This window comes from Leucobacter sp. USCH14 (genome assembly GCF_037619215.1).
GTDB lineage: Bacteria > Actinomycetota > Actinomycetes > Actinomycetales > Microbacteriaceae > Leucobacter.
Window position 1 is genome coordinate 19383 of sequence record NZ_JAQPZP010000011.1, and the last position, 19406, is coordinate 38788.

17 protein-coding genes are annotated in these 19406 nt (G+C 69.3%); 6 read left to right on the top strand and 11 right to left on the bottom strand.

All coding sequences use genetic code 11. The features are described from left to right. Positions 1-50 precede the first annotated feature (50 nt). Complete coding sequence (locus tag PQI23_RS11155; RefSeq protein ID WP_339974526.1) at positions 51-1580, bottom strand: gamma-glutamyltransferase family protein; 1530 nt, start codon at positions 1578-1580, stop codon at positions 51-53. Further along, on the bottom strand, positions 1577-2302 hold the full coding sequence (locus tag PQI23_RS11160; protein WP_339974528.1) for a FadR/GntR family transcriptional regulator: 726 nt from the start codon (positions 2300-2302) through the stop codon (positions 1577-1579). Before PQI23_RS11160 ends, PQI23_RS11155 begins: the two co-directional genes overlap by 4 nt. Before the next feature lie 253 nt (positions 2303-2555). Between PQI23_RS11160 and PQI23_RS11165 the strand changes: the two genes are divergently transcribed. The 3 genes from PQI23_RS11165 to PQI23_RS11175 are packed head-to-tail and all read left to right on the top strand — an operon-like array spanning position 2556 to position 5148. Continuing rightward, the gene (locus PQI23_RS11165) at positions 2556-3449 is read left to right on the top strand and encodes an ABC transporter substrate-binding protein (protein WP_339974530.1); all 894 of its coding nucleotides are present in this window, start codon (positions 2556-2558) and stop codon (positions 3447-3449) included. A 59-nt stretch (positions 3450-3508) separates the two neighbouring features. Then, a complete protein-coding gene (locus PQI23_RS11170; protein WP_339974532.1) occupies positions 3509-4345 on the top strand; it encodes an amino acid ABC transporter permease in 837 nt (278 codons plus the stop codon). Continuing rightward, positions 4342-5148, top strand: a complete 807-nt coding sequence (locus PQI23_RS11175) for an amino acid ABC transporter ATP-binding protein (protein WP_339974534.1) — start codon at positions 4342-4344, stop codon at positions 5146-5148. Before PQI23_RS11170 ends, PQI23_RS11175 begins: the two co-directional genes overlap by 4 nt. Before the next feature lie 98 nt (positions 5149-5246). Here PQI23_RS11175 and pyrE read toward each other — a convergent pair whose 3' ends face one another. Continuing rightward, positions 5247-5801, bottom strand: coding sequence for an orotate phosphoribosyltransferase (gene pyrE, locus PQI23_RS11180; RefSeq protein WP_339974536.1), 555 nt, complete (start codon positions 5799-5801; stop codon positions 5247-5249). A 123-nt stretch (positions 5802-5924) separates the two neighbouring features. On the opposite strand from pyrE, the gene PQI23_RS11185 reads away from it, so the two are divergent. Further along, on the top strand, positions 5925-6752 hold the full coding sequence (locus PQI23_RS11185; RefSeq protein WP_339974539.1) for a Sir2 family NAD-dependent protein deacetylase: 828 nt from the start codon (positions 5925-5927) through the stop codon (positions 6750-6752). A 9-nt stretch (positions 6753-6761) separates the two neighbouring features. On the opposite strand, the gene PQI23_RS11190 is transcribed toward PQI23_RS11185, so the two are convergent. The 3 genes from PQI23_RS11190 to PQI23_RS11200 all read right to left on the bottom strand — a co-directional run bounded on the left by PQI23_RS11190 (position 6762) and on the right by PQI23_RS11200 (position 10342). After that, positions 6762-8162 (bottom strand): FAD-dependent oxidoreductase, encoded by a 1401-nt coding sequence (locus tag PQI23_RS11190; protein WP_339974541.1) that lies wholly within the window; start codon positions 8160-8162, stop codon positions 6762-6764. A 90-nt stretch (positions 8163-8252) separates the two neighbouring features. Next, positions 8253-9266, bottom strand: a complete 1014-nt coding sequence (locus PQI23_RS11195; protein ID WP_339974672.1) for a polyprenyl synthetase family protein — start codon at positions 9264-9266, stop codon at positions 8253-8255. A gap of 41 nt (positions 9267-9307) precedes the next feature. Further along, positions 9308-10342 (bottom strand): class I SAM-dependent methyltransferase, encoded by a 1035-nt coding sequence (locus PQI23_RS11200; protein ID WP_339974543.1) that lies wholly within the window; start codon positions 10340-10342, stop codon positions 9308-9310. Positions 10343-10450: 108 nt separating this feature from the next. Between PQI23_RS11200 and PQI23_RS11205 the strand changes: the two genes are divergently transcribed. Continuing rightward, on the top strand, positions 10451-11755 hold the full coding sequence (locus PQI23_RS11205; protein WP_339974545.1) for an isochorismate synthase: 1305 nt from the start codon (positions 10451-10453) through the stop codon (positions 11753-11755). A 39-nt stretch (positions 11756-11794) separates the two neighbouring features. On the opposite strand, the gene PQI23_RS11210 is transcribed toward PQI23_RS11205, so the two are convergent. The 3 genes from PQI23_RS11210 to PQI23_RS11220 form a co-directional block, all read right to left on the bottom strand. Further along, complete coding sequence (locus tag PQI23_RS11210) at positions 11795-12667, bottom strand: PPK2 family polyphosphate kinase (RefSeq protein ID WP_339974547.1); 873 nt, start codon at positions 12665-12667, stop codon at positions 11795-11797. Positions 12668-12730: 63 nt separating this feature from the next. After that, positions 12731-14518 carry a 2-succinyl-5-enolpyruvyl-6-hydroxy-3-cyclohexene-1-carboxylic-acid synthase gene (gene menD / locus PQI23_RS11215; RefSeq protein ID WP_339974549.1) on the bottom strand — a complete coding sequence of 596 codons (1788 nt, stop codon included), beginning with the start codon at positions 14516-14518 and terminating at the stop codon, positions 12731-12733. Beyond that, a complete protein-coding gene (locus PQI23_RS11220; protein WP_339974551.1) occupies positions 14515-15027 on the bottom strand; it encodes a PLD nuclease N-terminal domain-containing protein in 513 nt (170 codons plus the stop codon). The genes menD and PQI23_RS11220 overlap by 4 nt, the downstream gene beginning before the upstream one ends. 90 nt (positions 15028-15117) lie before the next feature. On the opposite strand from PQI23_RS11220, the gene PQI23_RS11225 reads away from it, so the two are divergent. Further along, the gene (locus PQI23_RS11225) at positions 15118-15480 is read left to right on the top strand and encodes a DUF4229 domain-containing protein (RefSeq protein ID WP_339974553.1); all 363 of its coding nucleotides are present in this window, start codon (positions 15118-15120) and stop codon (positions 15478-15480) included. Between the two features lie 46 nt (positions 15481-15526). On the opposite strand, the gene PQI23_RS11230 is transcribed toward PQI23_RS11225, so the two are convergent. Beyond that, positions 15527-17356, bottom strand: a complete 1830-nt coding sequence (locus PQI23_RS11230; protein ID WP_339974554.1) for an ABC transporter ATP-binding protein — start codon at positions 17354-17356, stop codon at positions 15527-15529. Beyond that, entirely contained in the window at positions 17353-19221 is a 1869-nt protein-coding gene (locus tag PQI23_RS11235) for an ABC transporter ATP-binding protein (RefSeq protein ID WP_339974556.1), read from the bottom strand. Before PQI23_RS11235 ends, PQI23_RS11230 begins: the two co-directional genes overlap by 4 nt. Between the last annotated feature and the right edge of the window lie 185 nt (positions 19222-19406).

Genomic DNA, 19406 nt, shown 5'->3' on the forward strand with positions numbered 1-19406 from the left:
TGAAGCTCGGGCAGAGGGAGTGGGTTGAGCGGCGGGCGTGCGCATGCGGTTCACACGACGATCGCTGAGCCGTCGGATCGCGGATCGCTCGCGGCGTCGACGCCGTCCGCAGCGAGCCGGATCAGGTTCGAGTGCCCCAGATCCTCGTCGGCGGGCGGCACCACTTTGAGCGGGAACCCCGCTTCGGCGATCGCCTCATGCACCGCGGCGGGCACATCCTCCTCGATCGTCACGCGCACGACGCCGTCGGCGCCCGGCTCGTCGACGATCCACCGGGGCGCGTGCGTCGCCTCCTCGGGCGCGGCACCGGCGAGGGAGCGCACCAGGAGTTGGGTGTGGATCTGCGGCTGCGCCGATCCGCCCATCGTCGCCGGTACCCACGCGAGCTCATCGCCGCGCAGCACGAGCACGGGCATGAGCGTGTGGCGCGGGCGCTTGCCGGGGGCGAAGGCGTTCGGGTGAGCAGGGTCGAGGGAGAACGAAGTGCCCCGGTTCTGGAAGAGGATGCCGGTTTCGGGTTCGAGCACGGCAGCGCCGAACCCGAAGTACACGGAGTTGATGAGCGAGATCGCCCAGCCGTCGGCGCTGACCGCACTGAGACCGACGGTGTCGCCGCTCGGCTTGGCCTCCCGCACGGGGGGATGCTCGGGCGCTTCGGCCTCGATGAGCTCGCGGCCCGTCGCTCCGCCGAAACGAGGATCGGCGAGTGACGCCGCCCGCACCGCGTTGCTCGCGCGGAACGATCGGGCGAGATCCCCGGCGCCGGCGCCCAGCGGGTCTTCGATGCCCGCCTCGATATCGCGCAGCGCACGGAGCAGCATGAACCCCGAGGTGTTGGGCGGGCCCGTCAGCACTCGGTGATCGCGGAAGGCGCCCTCGAGCGGCTCGCCCCACTCTGCGGCGTAGGCGGCGGTGTCGTCGAGCGTGATACGGGATCCGAGCTTCTGCAGCCCGGCGACCCACTGCTTCGCGAGTTCGCCCTCGTAGAACTCGGCCGACCCTCCGGCAGCGAGACGCTTCAGCGAAGCGGCGAGCGCCGGCTGCACGAACGGGGCTCCCTCGACGAGCGGAAGCCCCTGATCGAAGAACACCCCGTGGCACCCCGCGTCGAGTTCGAGCACCTCACGGTTCTCGACGATCGCCGCGGCGACCGAACGCGCGGTCGGCACCCCCTCTTCGGCGTGGCGCGTCGCCGCTTCGAGGTGCTGCTCCCAGCGGCGCGTCGCCCCGTACTCGTGCAGCGCGTTCCAACCGCAGATGCCGCCGGGCACCGTCACCGTGTCGATCCCCCGCACCGGCAGCAGATCGCCGTAGCGCTCGCGCAGCACGTCGATCGACTGATCGGCCGGCGCGGTTCCGGTGGCGTTCAAGAACCGCACCTCGCCCTCGGGGTTGCGCACGAGGGCGACGAGGTCGCCGCCGAGGGCGACGTTGTTCGGGTACACCACGCAGAGCGTCGCCGCTGCGGCGAGCGCCGCGTCGATGGCGTTGCCCCCGGCGCGCAGCACTTCTGCCCCGGCCTCAGTGGCGAGGTGGTGCGAGGTCGAGATGGCTCCGCGGGCGGCAGATGCGGTCGTCATGCGGGGAGTTCCTCCTGGGTCGTCGCGGCGTTCGCGATCTGATTGCTGATGTCGAGCACGTGGGCGCGCGCTTCTTCTTCGGCGCGGGCCGCGTCTCCGGCGGCGATGGCCTCGAAGATTCGTCGATGCGCAATGCTCGAGGCCCTGCGGCGGGCGCGCGTCTGGTATCGACTCGCCCTGCTGGGCGCGATGCGCTGCGCGATCTGCTCGTTGATGAACTCGAGGAGCGGATTGTGCGCGTACTGCGCGATGGCCTGGTGGAAGGCGCGGTCGAGCTCGGCGTACCGCTCCTTCGTGACGTCGATCTCCATGGCCTCCACGAGCTCGCGCAGCTGCGCGACGTCGCGGTCGGTCGCGCGCTCGGCGGTGATGCGGGCGATCGGCGGCTCGACGATGGCCCTCAGCTCCATGATGTCGTGCAGCTCGGGCTGCAGCGCGGCGAGTTCGTCGAGTGCGCCATCGGTGAACCCGGCGCGCTCGCCCGGGCTGAGCACGATCGTGCCGCGCCCCGGTCGGCGATCGATGAGACCGCGGTTCTCGAGTTCGCGCAGCGCCTCGCGTATGGAGACGCGGGAGACGCCGAAATGGTCGGCGAGCTCGCGCTCCGGCGGCAGGCGCTCCCCCGGTTCGAGCTTGCCGTCGAGAATGAGCCGCTCGATGTCGACCGAGAGCCGATCAGGCAGCGACAACGTCGTCGCTCGACTGATGTCGTTCCAATCCACTACGCCTCCATTGTGCTCGCGGGATGCGGTTTCGCGCCCTCGTGATGCTATCCGACCCCGCGCTGGGCCGGATCGTGTTTCAGTTCCGTTTCGGCTCGGCCTGCCCGTTGACGCAGGACCCGGTGCCGATGTATGTTCCATTCAGTTCAACAGTTGGTCTGACCATCTGCTGATCGCAGCATACACCCGAAGCTTCAGGAGTATGCAACGTTTCTCCCGGCACGAGCCGGGTTCACCGAACGGAGAAATCATCGTGGCTTTCCCCCAAGCACAGCGGCGCTTCGCGCCCGCGCTGGCGCTGACCGCAGCGGCCGGCCTCATGCTGTCGCTCGCAGCATGCACCGTCACCTCGAACGACGCCGGCGGCGAGGGCGGCTCGGGCGGCACGGACACCGCAGAAGCGACGCTCGCGCCGCCGACGATCATCACGGAGGGCACGCTGACGGTGTGCACCGGCGACAGCGCGCCCAACATCTACTACGACGAGAACAACGAGCTGCAGGGCGTCGAGATCGACATCGCGAACGCCCTCGCCGACAAGCTCGGCGTCACCACCACGCTCGGCGAGTACGCATTCGCCGGCCTCATCCCGGCATTGCAGGCCAAGCAGTGCGACGTCATCATGGGCTCGCTCTACATCAAGCCCGAGCGCGAGGAGATCGCGAACTTCGTGCCCTACCTCTACTCCGGCACCGCCGTCGCGGTGAGCAAGGAGAACCCGAAGGATGTCACCGGGTTCGACGACTCCCTGTGCGGCACCAAGGTCGTCGGCATCACCGGCGCGACGGGAGCCGCCTCGGCGCAGGAGAAGTCGGACGAGTGCGTCGCGAACGGCGAGGAGCCGCTCGCCATCACGCTCGTCGATGAGGCCACGAGCGCACTGCAGCAGGTGCTCGCCGGTCAGGCCGACGCCTTCATCGACACCACCGAGATCATGAGCTACTACGAGCAGCAGTCCGACGGCGATCTGATGGCGGTGGGCGAACCGTTCGGCAAGATCCGCATCGGCGCGGCCACGTTGAAGGAGAACACCGAGCTGAACGACGCACTCGACGAGGCGTTCGCCGCCATGGTCGAGGACGGCACCTACGCCGACATCCTCGCCGAGTGGGGCGTCGAGAGCAACGACATCACCCAGCCCGAGTAATCCGATGTCTGCGGCGGCCCCGTGGTCGCCGCAGACATCGGCAACAGGAAAGACACTTCATGAAATTCGACTGGGACTACTTCTGGCAGAGCCTCTTCACGCCCAGTGAGAGCTTCCTCAACGGGCTCGCGCTCACCATCGTCATCTCGATCGCGGCGATGGCGCTCGCGCTGATCCTCGGCCTCCTCATCGCCCTCATGGGCCGCAGTCGGTTCGTGCCGCTGCGCATCTTCGCAAGCCTGTACATCTGGATCATCCGCGGCACCCCGCTGCTCGTCCAGCTCGTCATCATCTACACCGGGTTCGCCGCCGCGAACCTCTTCCGATTCGAAGACCTGACGCTGGGGCTCCGCCTCGAAGACGTCACCGTCGGCATCCTCATCAAGGGCGCCGTGCAGGCCGCCATCGTCGCCCTCATGCTCAACGAGAGCGCCTACATCTCGGAGATCGTGCGCGGCGGCCTCGAGTCGATCGAGAAGGGGCAGACCGAGGCGGCGCTGTCGCTCGGCATGACCCCCCTCGCCTCCATGCGGTGGATCATCGTGCCTCAGGCGATCCGCGTCATGGTGCCGCCGCTCGGCAACTCGTTCAACGGCCTGATGAAGAGCACCTCGATCCTCTCCATCATCGGCGTGGCCGAGATGTTCCAGGTGGGCAGCTCGATGAGTGCGGCCACCTTCAAGGTGTTCGAGATCTACATCGTGGTCGCGCTGTACTATCTGCTGCTCACCACGGTGTGGACGGTCATCCAGACCTTCATCGAGAACTGGCTCAACGCGAAGGCCGGCCTGCCCAAGGCGGAATCCGTCTGGAAGCGTCTCTTCGGCTTCCGCAGCAAGCGGGATCGCGTCGCCCCGAAGAGCCCGATCGCCGACCTGGAAGGAGTCGCGGCATGAACGCGCTCAGCGAGTACACCGCCCCGGTATCGGTCTCCGACGGCCCGATCGTGCGCACCGTCGAGGTGAACAAGTGGTTCGGGGATCGGCACATCCTCACCGACGTGTCACTCGAGATCGAACGCGGCGAGGTCGTCGTGCTCGTGGGCCCATCCGGTGCCGGCAAGACGACCTTCCTGCGCACACTGAACCGGCTCGAGCCCATCGACAGCGGAGAGATCTACGTCGACGGGCAGCGCATCGGGGAGCGGGTGAACGAGAACGGCAAGGTCTCCGAGATCTCCGCGAAGGCGCTCGCCGCGCAGCGGGCGGACATCGGCTTCGTCTTCCAGCACTTCAATCTGTTCCCGCACATGACGGTGCTCGAGAATATCTGGCATTCGCCCGTGCGGGTGAAGGGCGAGAAGAAGGCTGAGGCCGTCGCCTACGCTCGCGAGCTGCTCGACCGGGTCGGGCTCGCCGACAAGGCCGACGTGCGGCCGCGCTCGCTCTCGGGCGGGCAGCAGCAGCGTGTGGCGATCGCGCGCGCCCTGGCAATGCGCCCCGCGCTGATGCTGTTCGACGAGCCGACGAGCGCGCTCGATCCCGAGATGGTGGGCGAGGTGCTGCAGGTGATGCAGGATCTCGCGAAGGCGGGCATGACGATGATCATCGTCAGCCACGAGATGGGCTTCACGCGCGAGGTGGCGGATCGGCTCATCGTGATGGACGCGGGCGCCATCATCGAGCAGGGAGACCCCGAGCTGGTCTTCACGAACCCGAAGCACGAGCGCACACGGCAGTTCCTGTCGAAGGTGCTCTGAGTTCCGCAGAACCACCGACGGCCCCCGATCTCCTCACGGATCGGGGGCCGTCGGTCTCGCGGAACGCGGCGCACGGCGGCGCGGCGCACGGATCCGCGTTACTGCGGGTCGAGCCCCAGGTCGTCGAGTCCGATCGCGTAGCGATACTCGAAGCCCGCCGCCTCGATGCGCTCCTTGGCGGGCGCCTGGCGATCCACGACCACCGCGACTGCGGCGATCTCGGCCCCCACCTTCTGCAGCGCCTCGATCGCCTTCAGGGGCGAGCCGCCCGTCGTGGACGTGTCTTCGACCACGACGACGCGCTTGCCCGCGAGATCGGGGCCCTCCACCTGACGACCGCGCCCGTGATCCTTCGGCTCCTTGCGCACGACGAAGGAATCGTAGACCTTGCCCTGCGCAACGCCCTGATGCATGATCGCCGACGCGATCGGGTCGGCGCCCATCGTCAGGCCTCCGACCGCGACGACCCCGTCGATGTCGTCGATGAGATCGAGCATGACCCGGCCGATGAGCGGGGCCGCACGGTGGTCGAGGCTCAGCTTGCGCAAGTCGATGTAATAGGTCGCCTTCTTGCCGCTCGTCAGGGTGAAGTCGCCGTGGAAGACGGCCTCGCTCGTGATGAGGTCGATGAGCTGTTCGCGCGCGCTGGTCATAGCGCCGATTCTACCGGGGGCGTCTGCACCGCTCGCGCGCGGGAATCCGGTGTGCGCCCTCGGCGGAAGCCCCTGACCTCGCGCACCGCCGTGCGCTAGCGTGAATGCCGAACAGGGGGTCACATGGCGCATTCGGGCGAACTCGAGCGGCTCGCGGAACTCTTCGACGCCGCGCCGCTGGCCGTGCTGACCGGGGCGGGCATCAGCACCGATTCGGGCATTCCCGACTACCGGGGCGCGGGCACTCCCCCGCGAACACCGATGAGCATCGCCCAGTTCATGAGCGACCCCGCTTACCGGCGTCGCTTCTGGGCGGGCGCGCGCGTCGGATCGATGCGCTCCTCGGGCGTCACCCCCAACGCCGGGCATCTCGCACTGGCCCGCTTCGAGACCGCGGGGCTCACGAACGGCGTGATCACTCAGAACGTCGACAACCTGCATCGTCGAGCAGGATCCCGGAGCGTCGTCGAACTGCACGGCAACGGAAGCGTGATCAGGTGCACCGAGAACGATCACCGCTTCACCCGCGATCAGGTGCTCGGCTGGTTCGACCGGCTCAACCCGGGTTTCGCGGTGCGCAACGCGGGGGCCGAGATCGCGCCCGACGGTGACGCCCTCGTGAGCGAGACCGACACCGTCGAAACCCCGAGCTGCCCGGAGTGCGGGTCGATCCTGCGCCCCGACGTCGTCTACTTCGGCGAGCTCGTGCCGCGGCCCGTGTTCGAGACTGCCGAGGCGCTCGTCGCGGCGGCGGGCGGCCTCCTGCTGATCGGCACGTCGCTGGCGGTGAACACGGGCATCCGGCTCGTGCACCGCGCGCAGCTGCGCGGCATCCCGATCGCGGTGATCAACCGCGGGCCGACCGCGATCGACGCGCGCGAGTCGGTCACGGTGCGCATCGAGGGCGGCGCAGCCGAAACGCTCGAGGGGCTCGAAGGACTCCTGCGGTAACGCGCGGCGCTACTCGCCGCGGGAGATGCGCGTCATCTCATCGCGCGGCACGACCTTGATGCGCGTACGACCATGCGGCTCGCCGAGACCCAGTTCGTGCGCATCGAGACGGTGCCAGCCCTCGATCGTCGTGTACGGAACGCCGCGCTCCTCGAGCAGTGCGGGGATCGCGAGCGGGTCGACGTCCTCGGGCGTCCACAGCGCATCGCGATCCTCGAGCAGGCACTCGAGCGTCTCCATCGCGTCCGACTTCGTGTGCCCGATGAGGCCGATCGGGCCGCGCTTGATCCACCCGGTCGCGTAGATGCCGGGGATCTGCTGCCCCTCGAGGTCGAGCACTCGCCCCTGCGTGTTCGGGATCACGCCCTTCGCGTCGTCAAAGGGGATCTCGTCGAGCGGCGAGCCGAAGTAGCCGACCGCGCGGTACATCGACTGGATGGGCACGATCTCGAACTCGCCCGTGTCGATGATGCCGCCCTGGCCGTCGGGGGCGGTGCGCTCGATCTTGAGGCCCGCGACGCGCCCGCCCTCGACCACGACCTCGACCGGCTTCGACCAGAAGTGCAGGTGCAGACGGCGCGAGGACGGCTCGACCTCCCCCGCCTCGCGAGCGCGCTGCTCGTCGCGCCACTTGTCCATGATGCGGGTCATCACGATGACCTGCTTGTTCTTCATGAGCGTCTCGTCGGCGAACGCATCATCGTGGGCGAAGTCGCGCTCATCGATCACCATGTCGACGTCGCGCACCTCGCCGAGCTCCCGCAGTTCGAGCGGCGTGAACTTCACGTACTTGGGGCCGCGCCGCCCGAAGAGGTGCAGCTCCTCGATCGGGTTCGCCTCGAGTCCCTCGTGCACGTTCTGCGGAATCTCCGTGGGGAGCAGGTCTTCGGCGTGCTTGATGAGCATGCGCGAGACATCGAGCGCGACGTTGCCGTTGCCGATGACTCCGACCGACTTCGCCTCCAGCGGCCACGTGCGCGGCACATCGGGGTGCCCGTCGAACCAGCTCACGAAATCGGCGGCGCCGTACGAGCCGTCGGCGTCGATGCCCGGAATATCGAGGGCCGCATCCCGGATCGCGCCCGTCGAGAAGATCACCGCGTGATAGTGCCGCTTGAGGTCTTCGAGCTTCAGATCCTGCCCGTACCGCACGTTGCCGAAGTAGCGGATCGAGTCTTCGCCGGTCTCCCCCGCGCTCGCGCGATCGAGCACGTCGCGCAGCGCGGTGATGATGCCTTTGATGCGCGGGTGATCGGGCGAGACTCCGTAGCGCACGAGCCCGTACGGCGCGGGAAGCTGCTCGAAGAGGTCGATCTCGACCGCGAAATCGCGTTCCGCCTTCAGCAGCAGATCGGCGGCGTAGATCCCCGCCGGCCCTGCCCCCACGATCGCCAGTCGCATCTTGCTCATCGCTCGGTTCTTCCTTCCATTCCCCTGGCGGTATTCTCCGCGGGGATTCGCGAATCGGGTGTAGGTGTCGCGTCGTGCTGAGCGCGCCGGTCAGCCTTCGCGGTTGACGATCGAGTCGGCCATGCGCTCGAGCGCGCGTTTCACCGACGACTTCGGCAGCGCGTCGAGCGCGCGAACCGCCTCCTCCGCCCAGCGGTGCGCCGTGGCCTCGGTCTCCCGCGTGACCGCGTGCGTCTGCAGCGCCTGCACCTCGGGGTCGAGCAGTGCGGGGTCGGCGCCGTCGCGGATCTCGGCGACTCCCGCCTCGATGCGCGCGAGCAGCGCCGCATCATCGGCGTCGCCGGCCGCCGCGCTGTCTTGCAGCAGCAGGTAGGGCAGCGTGACGACTCCGGCGCGCAGGTCGGTGCCCGCCCGCTTGCCGGTCTGCTCCTTCTTCGGCGAGAGGTCGATGACATCGTCGATGAGCTGGAATGCGACGCCGATGCGCTCGCCGTACTCCGTGACCGGGTCGGCGAACTCGGCGGGAGCGCCCCCGAACATCACGCCCATGCGTGCAGCTGTCGAGATGAGCGCTCCGGTCTTGTCGGCCAGCACCTGGATGTAGTGCGCCTTCGGGTCGTCGCCCTCCTGCGGCCCCACCGTTTCGTGCAGCTGCCCCAGGCAGAGCCGTTCGAAGGTGCGAGCCTGCAGCAGAATCGCCTCCTCGCCCATCCCCGAGACGAGCGACGATGCGCGCGCGAAGAGCAGGTCTCCGGCGAGGATCGCGACCGAGTTCGACCACACGGTCTGGGCGGCGTCGACGCCGCGTCGCAGCTTCGCGTCGTCCATCACGTCGTCGTGGTACAGAGAAGCGAGGTGCGTCATCTCGACGGCCTCCGCTGCGCGGCGCACGAGCTCATTCGGGCCGGTGCCGAGCTCGCTCGTGAGCAAGGTGAGCAGGGGCCGGATCCGCTTGCCTCCTGCACCCATCAAGTAGCGGGCGGGTGCGTCTGCGACCGGCGACGCGAAGCGCAGATGCTCGAGCAGCTCGGATTCGACGATCTCGAGCTGCTGCTGAATCTCCTTCGCGTGCCTGCGGTCAGCCGCTCCGCGGAAGAGGCGCATCGGGAGCGCCTGCGTTGCCGTATCTTCGGCGATGGGACGACTCACGGGGTGTCTCCAGGTCGAGGGGTGGTCTCGCTCGGTGCCGCGGCTGCGGGCGCGGCCTGCGGCTTCGGAGCGGCGGGTTTCTTCGGTGCCGCGGGCTTCGGTGCCGCGGGTTTCGCCGCAGCAGCGGTCGGCTTCGAAACAGCGGGCTTCGCAGCGGTCGGCTTCTTCGGGGCAGCGGGTTTCGCCGCAGCGGGCTTCTCAGCCGCAGCCTTCTTCGCTGGAGCCGGCTTCTTCGCAGCGGCGGGCTTCACGGCAGCGGGCTTCTTCGCCGCAGCAGCCTTCTTCTCCGCGGGCTTCTTCGCGACCGCGGGCGTGGGCGCCTCACGCGGAACGAATCCGCGATGCAGCGCGACGATGCCGAACGTCAGGTTGCGGTAGACAACCCGCTCGAAGCCGGCCTCGCGCATCCACGCGGCGAGCTCGGCCTGGTCGGGCCACGCCTCGATCGATTCATTCAGGTACCGGTACGCGGCCGCGGCCTCGCGATTGATCGCGCCGGCGATGCGCGGCAGCACGTGGCGGCCGTAGAACGCATAGGGGCCGCGCACCAATGCCGAGGGGGGCGTCGAGAATTCGGCGATCACGACGCGACCGCCGGGCTTCACGACGCGGCGCATCTCGCGCAGCGCCGCCTTCGGGTCGTTCACGTTGCGCAGCCCGTACGAGATGGTCGCTGCATCGAATGCGTCGTCCTCGAACGGCAGCCGCGTCGCGTCGGCCCACTGGAACTCGATGAGCTCGTTGCCCGCGTGCCGCTTGCGCCCCTCGGCGAGCATGCCCTCTGAGAAGTCCGCGGCGACGACGTGCGCTCCGTGCGCCGCGATCGCGGCCGACGACGTTCCGGTTCCGGCCGCGAGGTCGAGCACGCGCATGCCCTTGCGCGGAGCGATCGCCCGGGTCGTCGCGACGCGCCACAACCGGTCGTTGCCAACGGTGAGCACGTCGTTGATCAGGTCGTAACGCGGCGAGACCTCGTCGAACATTGCGGAGACGTCTGCGGCGTGCTTGGTCGCGGTATCGGGTCGGGTCACCGCTCCATCGTATCTCGAACGGCTATGCACCTCCTGGGGCGCGGTCCGCGACTCGGCATCGCCCCGCCGACGGCGATCGCGCCCAGGCGGGAGGAGTAGATTGGCACTGTGACGAGCACTCCCCCGGCGCCCCGCCTGCGCGCGACGACTCGGCCTCTGGGGCAGGCTCCCGACCTCCTCGCACTGGCCGATCCCGTCGCTCCGCTCATCTGGACGAGGGGCGACCGAGGGTGCGTCGGCATCGGCGAGGCGCTGCGCCTGACGTTCAGGGGAGCGACACGGTTCTCCGACGCAGCCGGTGCATGGCGCAGGATCGCATCTGCCTCGATCGTCGACGACCCCGTCGGCATGCCCGGCTCCGGTCTCGTCGCCCTCGGATCATTCGCGTTCTCCGACGAGAGCTCGGCGGAGAGCGTGCTCATCGTTCCCCGCGTACTCGTCGCGCGCCACCGCGGCCGGGCGTGGATCACCGAGATCACCGCCGTCTCCGAGCCGGCCTCGCTCGCCGACGCTGCAGACTCGTTCACCCTTCCCGAAGCAGCGGCCTCGGGAGCCTGGGCGGGCACCGCGCTCCACGACCGCGAGCTCGACGCGGGCGGCGACTCCGTGGCGTCGTACCTCGCGGGCGTTCGGGAGGCGGGGTCCCGCATCGAGCGCGGCGAGTTCGAGAAGATCGTCATCGCACGGCAGCTCGAGGGGGTGCTGCCCGGCGACTCCGACCTGCGGGTGCCGCTCACGCGGCTCGCCGAGCACTATCTCGACTGCTGGACGTTCGCCGTCGACGGACTCATCGGGGCGAGCCCGGAGACGCTGATCCGCTCGACGAGCGGGGCGGTTTCGGCACGGGTACTCGCGGGAACCCGCGGTCGGCACCCCGAGGACGCGGCCCGCGATGCTCGCGCCCGAGACGAGCTCCTGACGAGCGCGAAAGAGCAGCACGAGCACTCCTTCGCGGTGCAGAGCGTCGTGACGGCGCTCTCGCCGCACGTGCGCGAGCTGCGCACGAGCGAGGAGCCCTTCCCGCTGCAGCTGCCGAACGTCTGGCACCTCGCGACCGATCTGGGCGCCGCACTCGGCGAGCAGAGCTCATCCATCGAACTCGTCGGCGCCCTGCACCCGACCGCCGCGGTCGCGGGAACCCCGACGTCCGCCGCGGTCTCCGCGATCGCGGATCTCGAGCTCTTCGACCGCGGTCGCTACTCCGGTGCAGTCGGATGGATCGACGCCGAGGGCGACGGCGAATGGGTCATCGCCCTGCGCTGCGCCCAGCTCGGGGAGCCCGACGCAGAGACCGGCGCGCGGTCGATCGTCGCGAGTGCCGGCGGCGGGATCGTCTCCGGCTCCGATCCTGCGCACGAGCTCGGCGAGACCGTGTCGAAGTTCCGTCCCATCACCGAGGCGTTCGCCGCGTAATCCCGCCCGGCAGCGCCGTCGGGACCATCGCGAGGCCGGCTACCCCGGCCAGCGCAGACCGAGAGAATCCACGACCCGCTGCCGCTCGACGGCGACGTCGAACTCGGGTTCGGGCCAGTGCGGGCTGAGCCTCGCGAGCTCCGAGATCACGATGCGCTGCACCGCGACCCGCGCGTACCACTTCGCGTTCGCGGGGACGACGAACCACGGGGCGTCGTCGGAGTGGGTGCGCTCGATCGCGGTCTGGAACGCCTCCATGTAGGCGGGCCAGTGCAGACGCTCGTCGACGTCGCCCGGGTTGTACTTCCAGTGCTTCTCCGGGTCGTCGAGCCGTGAGATGAGCCGTTCGGCCTGCTCCTCGGGCGAGATGTGCAGCATGATCTTCACGACGCGCACGCCGTCTGCGGTGATCCTCGCCTCGAAATCGTTGATCGCACCGTACCTGCGCTCGATCTCCTCGGGCTGAGCGAAGCCCCGCACCTTCTGAATGAGCACGTCTTCGTAGTGCGAACGGTCGAACACCCCGATCACGCCGGGCTCGGGCACGCGGCGCTCCACCCGCCAGAGGAAGTCGTGCGCGCGCTCCTCCTCGCTCGGCGACTTGAACGCCGTCAGCGCGAGGCCGTAGGGCTCGGTCTGCCCGAATACGTGGTTGACGATGCCACCCTTGCCCGCGGCATCCATCGCCTGCAGCACGACGAGCAGCCGATCCTTCGCCCCGAGCCGGCTCTGCGCGAACAGCTTCTCCTGCAGCACGCGCAGCTCCTGTGCAGCGCGGCCGAGCTCCTCGAAGCCGTCGCGTTTGCGAGCGTCGGTGCCGGGCGTCGCGGAGGGGTCGACCTCGCTCAGTCGGAAGCCCGGGCGCACGCGCAGCAGCTCGCCCACCTCATCGGTCCAGAACGCCTGCGTCATGGTGCCTCCTCACGTTGCATGGTCTCCCACTGTACGGGGGTGCGGCGCCCGCGCACGACCCGGTCAGTGCGTCAGCGGAATCTCGACGAGGGTCGGGCCGGTCACCGGTTCGGTGAGCAGGCGCTCGAGCTCGCTGCGCGTCTCGATGCGGCGGTACTCCCACTGATAGGCCGTCGCGAGCGCGGCGACGTCGGCGCTCTGCGGCGTCCGCATGACGCGCGCGAACGCGTCGGGGTCCGCCGTCCCGGCGACCTCCAGGCCGTCGAAGATCGTGCCCCCGCGATCATTCGCCACGAAGAGTTGCACGCGCGGGCGGCGCTCGCCCTCGAGCAGCAGCAGCGATCCGGCGTCGTGCAGCAGTGCCAGATCCCCGATGAGCACGCGGGTCGTGCCGGCGGCTCGTGCCGGATCATCGGCATCCTGGCTCGTCGTCGCGATGCCGAGCGCGGTCGCCACCGTGCCGTCGATGCCCGCGAGGCCGCGATTGGCGTGCACGCTCAACCGGCGAGCGGGTGCGAGGGCGTCGAGCACGCGGACGAGCCGCGACGCCGCGATGACGAGACGATCATGCGGCCACGTGCCGCGCCACACGCTCTCGACGAGCATCTCTCGCGAGATCGGTTCACGCATCGTGGCCACCTCGGAGCGGGCGTACGCGTTGCGCTCCTTGTATCCCGCGGCCGTCGCGGCCTCGAGGTCGGGTTCGTGCACGGTCGTGCGCTCGCGCTGCAGCGCGCGGTCGGCGACGACCCAGGCGCCGAGCCACCGGCGCAGCGCACGAGCATCGTGGTTCGGGGCGACGCGCGCTGCGGATACGACTCGTGCGTCTCGGCTCGGGTCCACGTACTCGGCGCCGGAGGCGTGGTGCGGGTCGACGACGATCACCTCGACGTCATCGCGGCGCAGCAACTGAGGAATCTGCCGGGTGAGCGTCGGGTGGCCGAATACGATCGCGCGCTCGGTGAGCCCGCCGATCTGCGGGTCGTCGATCAGCGTGGCGTACCCGACGATCGCTTCCCGGCCGAATCGCGAACCGCTCACCACCTCCGCCAGCAGCGGCAATCCCGCTGCTCTCGCGAAGTCCTCCGCCTCAGCGCCCGCGCCCGCGCCCGCGATGACGACCGCGAGGCTGTCATCGTCGTGCACGTAGCAGTCCGCGTCACTCACGGCCTCTTCCGTATCCGAGGCATCGGAGAGCATCGACCGCTCAGCGGCTTCACCGGCGGCCGCTTCGAATCCCGCCGCGATCATGCGCTCGAAACCCGCGGTGCCCGAGAGCGGATCTCTGAACGAGAGGTTCAGCTGCACCGGCCCGGCAGGCGCACTTCCGGGCGCACCGAGCGAGGCAGCCAGGCCGCGAGCGGCAAGAGACGCAGGATCGCGCTGCGCATCGCGCACGAGATCACCGTCCGCGAATTCCGGTGCCGGCACGTCGACCGCCCACCGGGCGAACCGCGAGAGCATGCCCGCCTGGTGCGTCGCCTGGTTGCTGCGGATGCCGCGAAGCTCCTCCGGTCGATCCGCAGTGAGGAGCAGCAGCGGCACGCGACCCTCATGCGCCTCGAGCGCCGCCGGCATGAGGTTCGCGACGGCGGTGCCGCTCGTCACGATCACCGGCGCAGGCATCCCCGTTTCACGTGCAACGCCGAGGGCGAAGAACCCGGCCGACCGCTCGTCGAGCTTCACGTGGAGCCGCAGCGCACCCGCCTCCCCCGCCGCCGCAGCCGCCAGAGCGAGTGCCTGGGACCTCGACCCCGGGCAGACCACGGCGTCGCGCACGCCTCGCCGCACCAGTTCGGCGAGCAACTCGACTGCGAAGACCGAAGCCGCTGCGGGCTGGGCCGTGCTCACGACTTGGCGTCGTCGTCGGACCGCGTTCCGGGCTCCTCCGCGCCGGGCGCCGCCGCATCCGTATCATCGTTCGCAGCATTCGCAGCATCGGCACCCGGGTCTGCGTCGCCGGGGGCCCCGGGGCTCCTCGTATCCTGCGGATCGGTCGACTTCGCTCGCCCGCCGGCAGCATCGCTTCGGCTCGTGCGTTCCTCGCCCGGGAACGTCTCATCGTCGAGCTCGCGCAGCCGATCCTCGAGGTCGCGCATGTGCGCATCGAGGTCCGAGCTCGAGAGTCGCGTTCCGGAGAACCGCGGGTCATCGTCGGGAGCCGGACGACGGGCTGTCTGCGCTCGCGCCGATCCCTTGCCGATGAAGAACCACAGCAGCGCCCCGATCACCGGAAGCACGGCGATGATGACGATCCACACCGGCTTGTTCACCCCGCGCGCACGCGATCCGTCAGTCATCGCAGCGTCGACCAGCGCGTACAGCGTCAGTGCCACAGCGATGACGACCCCGATTATCACGAACCGCACCATACCCTTAATCGTACTCGTACGGGCTCGCGAAAGCTTGCGCGGAGCCCCGGCTCAGGTGCCGCCGGTACACTCGAGCGGGTGAGCAACCCCCGCACCGCCTGGATCGTGTACATCGTACTGCGCCTGCTGTTCTTCGCAGTGCCGTTCGCGGTGCTCTACGCGATCGGCCTGACCCCGTGGGTGGCGGCCGTCTTCGCCGCTCTGATCGGGGTGGCGCTCTCCGTCATCTTCCTCGCACGATCCCGCTCGACGGCCTCGGAGAGCATCTACGAGTGGCGCAATCGCGACCGCACCGCCGACGACATCGTCGAGGACGAGGCCGTCGACGCGGGCGCGTCGAACGGCGGCGCGTCCGCTGCCGATGCGCCGAGCCCCGCTCCCGCGAGCCGTGCTGAATCCGGCGCGACACCCGCTGCGGAGCAGCGCAGGAACGATTCCTGAGGTTCCGCACCTCGCCCGCCCTGCGCGCGACGCGCGGCGAGCGTCCTCACACCTGGGTCGACTCCCAACTGCTGTAGAGCTGGGCGTACCGGCCGCCGAGCGCGACCAGCTCCGCCGGCGAGCCGTCCTCGACCACTCGCCCGTGCTCCATGACCAGCACGCGATCCGCGATCGCGACCGTCGACAGCCGGTGCGCGATGATGATCGCGGTGCGGTCGGCGAGCAGCCGCTGCAGCGCATGCTGCACCAGGCGCTCACTCGGCAGATCGAGTGACGCCGTCGCCTCATCCAGAATGAGCACGGTCGGGTCGGCCAGGAAGGCTCGCGCGAACGAGATCAGCTGGCGCTGCCCCGCCGAGACCCGGCCGCCGCGCTTGTTGACGTCGGTCTCGAACCCGTCGGGAAGCGAATCGATGAATGTCTCGGCTCCGACCGCGCGGGCCGCCGCCCGGATCTCCGCCGCCGTGGCGTCGGGCCTGCCGAGCGCGATGTTCTCGGCGACGGTGCCGCTGAAGAGGTAGGCCTCCTGCGTCACCATGACGATCGCCCGCCGCAGATCCGCGGAGTAGAGCTCGCGCAGGTCGACTCCATCGAGGCGCACCGTGCCCTCCGTCGGGTCGTAGAACCTCGCGAGCAGCTTCGCGAGCGTGGACTTCCCGGCACCGGTCGTGCCGACGAGCGCGACGGTCTGGCCCGCGGGCACGTCGAGGTCGCAGTCGTCGATCACCGTGCGTGCCGCGGCGCCGGCTGTTCCGTACGCGAAGCTGACGTGCTCGAAGTCGAGTGCCCCGCGCGGGCGCTCGAGACGGACGGGGGCGACGGGATCCTGCACCGTCGGCTCCTCCTCGAGCACGCCGGATACCTTCTCGAGCGCTGCAGTCGCCGACTGATACGAGTTGAGGAACATGGCGACGTCCTCGAGCGGGCCGAAGAAGTTGCGCACGTAGAGCACCGCGGCGATGAGCACGCCGATCGCGAGTTCGCCCGCGCTCACGCGCAGCGCACCCCAGAGCAGCACCGCGGCCACGGTGAGGTTCGCGAGCAGGATCAGCCCCGGATCGAGCACGCCGAAGAGCCGCAGCACACGCAGGTTCGCGCTCCGATAGCCATCTGACACGGCCCCGAAGTCGGCGTCGCCTCGGCGCTCTCGGCGAAACGCCTGCACCGCTCGAATGCCCGTCATCGTCTCCACGAACTGCACGATGAGACGAGCGCTCACGACCCGGGTCGAGCGGAACCCCTTCTGCGATTCCACGACGAACCAGCGCATCAGGATCGCGAGAGGGATCCCCATGAACAGCAGGATGAGGCCGCTCTTCCAGTCGAGCAGGAACAGCATGATGGTGGTGAACGCGCCGATGAGCACCGCGTCGACGAGCTCGTTGAGACTGCCGTCGAGCAGCTCCTGAATCGACTCCAGGTCGCTGGTCTGCCGGGAGATGATGCGCCCCGACGTATACCCCTCGTGGAATTCGAGGCTGAGTCGCTGCGTGTGACGGAATATTCGGATGCGGAGCTCGATCATCACCGCCTGCGTGAGTCGGGCGATGAGCACCACGTACCAGCCGACCAGCAGCGAACCGATGGCGCCGGTCAGTACGAATGCGGCGGTGACACCGGCCGCCGGGAGCCAGTCTCCCCGGTTCAGCGCGGCCGGGAGCGCGACGTCGATGCCGTATGCGATCAGCGAGGGGCCGATCGCGCGCATCGCGGAGGACACGATGACGACCACCGCGGTCAGCGCGATGAGACGCCTCAGCGGGCGCAGGATCGAACCGAGCAGTCGCAACGACCGCCGACGAATCGCCCGGCTCTCCTCACGCGTGTAGGTGCTGCGGTCCTCGCCGCTCGTGCCGCGCACGCTCTCCGGGCTCATCGTCCTCCCTCCTCGTGAATCGCAGCACTGCTCGGGTCGTCGCCCGCCGCAGCCGTGAACGCATTCCGCTCGATTCCTGCAATCAGATGCCGGTAGTGCGCGCTCGTGCGCAGGAGGTCGGAATGGGTACCGATCGCGGCGATGCGCCCGTCGCGCAGCACGGCGACTCGATCGGCGAGCGCGACGGTGGATGGTCGGTGCGCGACGATGAGTGCCGTGGTACCCGCGAGCACGCGACGCAGCGCCGCCTCCACGAGCGCCTCGGTGTCGACGTCGAGCGCCGAGAGCGGATCGTCGAGCACCAGCACGTCGGGCTCCGCCGCCACCACGCGAGCGAGCGCGAGCCGCTGGCGCTGACCGCCGGAGAGGCTGAACCCCTCCTCGCCGACCTCGGTGTCGACGCCCTGTGGCAGATCGAAGACGAAGCCGGCCTGAGCGACCGAGAGCGCATCGTGCAGCACGCGCTCGGCCTCGTCGCTGCCGAGGAGCAGATCCTCGCGGCCGAGCAGCACGTTCTCGCGCACCGATGCCGAGAACAGAATGGGCTCCTCGAAGGCCACGCCGATCCGACGCCTGAGATCGCCGAGCGCGAGATCGCGCACGTCGACACCATCGAGTGCGATCGCTCCGCCGGTCACATCGTAGAGTCGCGTCGGCAGCGTCGTGAACGTCGTCTTGCCGCTGCCCGTGGCGCCCACGAGAGCGAGCGTCTCCCCCGGTTGCAGGGCGAGATCGAGGCCGTCGATGAGGTCGATCTCGTGGGCGCCGGCGTCGGGGTAGCGGAAGTGCACGTCACGGAATTCGAGCGCTCCACGCGCGTGCTCGATCGTCTTCGGATGCTCCGGCTCGCGCACCGTCTGCTCCGCATCGAACACCTCGAAGACCCGGTCCGTCGCGGTCCGCGTGTCGATCAAGAAGGAGAAGAGGAAGCCCAGCGACCCCATCGGCCAGCGCAGCGCCGCCGCCATCGCGAAGAACGCGACGAGCTCTCCCGTCGAGAGCAGATCGTGCGCGGCGAGCCAGACGCCCGTGATGAAGCACGCCCCCATTGCGAGGATCGGCACGAGCTCGTACCAGAACCAGAGCCCGCCGACCTCCCGCGCCTTGCGCATCTCGGTCTCGCGCAGCGTCTCGGCGCTGCGGGTGAACTGCGAGAGCGCGTGACCGCCGCGACCGAAGGCCTTGAGCACCCGGATGCCGTGCACGCTCTCCTCCACGGCGGTCGCGAGGTCGCCCGTCTGATCCTGGCTGCGCCGCGACAGCACGCCGTACCGCTGCTCGAAGCGGTACCCCACGACCCAGATCGGGAGCGAGCACACGATGAACGCGACGCCGAGAGCCCAGTGCCACCTGAAGAGCAGCCCCATGCCGATGACGATGGTGAGCACGTTGACGATCAGCAGGATCAGACCGAACGCCAGCCAGCGGCGGATCGAGCTGATGTCCTGCATCATCCGGCTGAGCAGTTGGCCCGACTGCCACCGATCGTGGAAGGCGACCGGCAGTCGCTGCAGTCGCTCGAAGAACGACTGCCGCACCGCGTACTCGATCGCAGCCGACGGCGCGAGCACCATGCGCCGCCGCGAGAACACGAGCAGTGCTTCGAGCACGCCGAGCAGCAGCACGCCGAGCGTCGCCCACAGGATGCGAGTGCGGTCGCCGGATGCGATGGGGCCGTCGACGGCCCACTCCAGCACCAGAGGGATGATGAGACTCGCGACGGCTGCGCCGAGGCCGAGGAACAATCCGGTGATCAGTCTCGGGAGCGCCGGGCGCGCGAAGGGGAGCAACCGCGCGAGGGCGCGGGGAGTCGAGGTGCGCACGGGGTGGCGCGAGGGGAGCTGAGGTTCGGCGAGGTGATTCATGATGCCTGACGTGCAGAGGCGCCGGGCCGCAGCTCTGCAGAGGGCGGCGCGAGACGCGAGGGGAAAGACTGAGGGGGAGCTGAGCAGGGCGTCCCGGGAATGGACGCTGCGGCGAGCTAGTGCCCCGGCTTCGGAAGGCCGGAGAGCCGAAGTGCCAGTGGCTTGCCGATGATCGCCATGGTGCG

What these genes read in the sequence shown, in the direction of transcription:
- PQI23_RS11190 (WP_339974541.1), bottom strand. Translation starts at nt 8,162, where the DNA reads ATGAGCAAGATGCGACTGGCGATCGTGGGGGCAGGGCCGGCGGGGATC.
- PQI23_RS11155 (WP_339974526.1), bottom strand. Translation starts at nt 1,580, where the DNA reads ATGACGACCGCATCTGCCGCCCGCGGAGCCATCTCGACCTCGCACCAC.
- PQI23_RS11170 (WP_339974532.1), top strand. Translation starts at nt 3,509, where the DNA reads ATGAAATTCGACTGGGACTACTTCTGGCAGAGCCTCTTCACGCCCAGT.
- PQI23_RS11195 (WP_339974672.1), bottom strand. Translation starts at nt 9,266, where the DNA reads ATGCGCCTCTTCCGCGGAGCGGCTGACCGCAGGCACGCGAAGGAGATT.
- PQI23_RS11235 (WP_339974556.1), bottom strand. Translation starts at nt 19,221, where the DNA reads ATGAATCACCTCGCCGAACCTCAGCTCCCCTCGCGCCACCCCGTGCGC.
- PQI23_RS11185 (WP_339974539.1), top strand. Translation starts at nt 5,925, where the DNA reads ATGGCGCATTCGGGCGAACTCGAGCGGCTCGCGGAACTCTTCGACGCC.
- PQI23_RS11175 (WP_339974534.1), top strand. Translation starts at nt 4,342, where the DNA reads ATGAACGCGCTCAGCGAGTACACCGCCCCGGTATCGGTCTCCGACGGC.
- PQI23_RS11230 (WP_339974554.1), bottom strand. Translation starts at nt 17,356, where the DNA reads ATGAGCCCGGAGAGCGTGCGCGGCACGAGCGGCGAGGACCGCAGCACC.
- PQI23_RS11210 (WP_339974547.1), bottom strand. Translation starts at nt 12,667, where the DNA reads ATGACGCAGGCGTTCTGGACCGATGAGGTGGGCGAGCTGCTGCGCGTG.
- pyrE (WP_339974536.1), bottom strand. Translation starts at nt 5,801, where the DNA reads ATGACCAGCGCGCGCGAACAGCTCATCGACCTCATCACGAGCGAGGCC.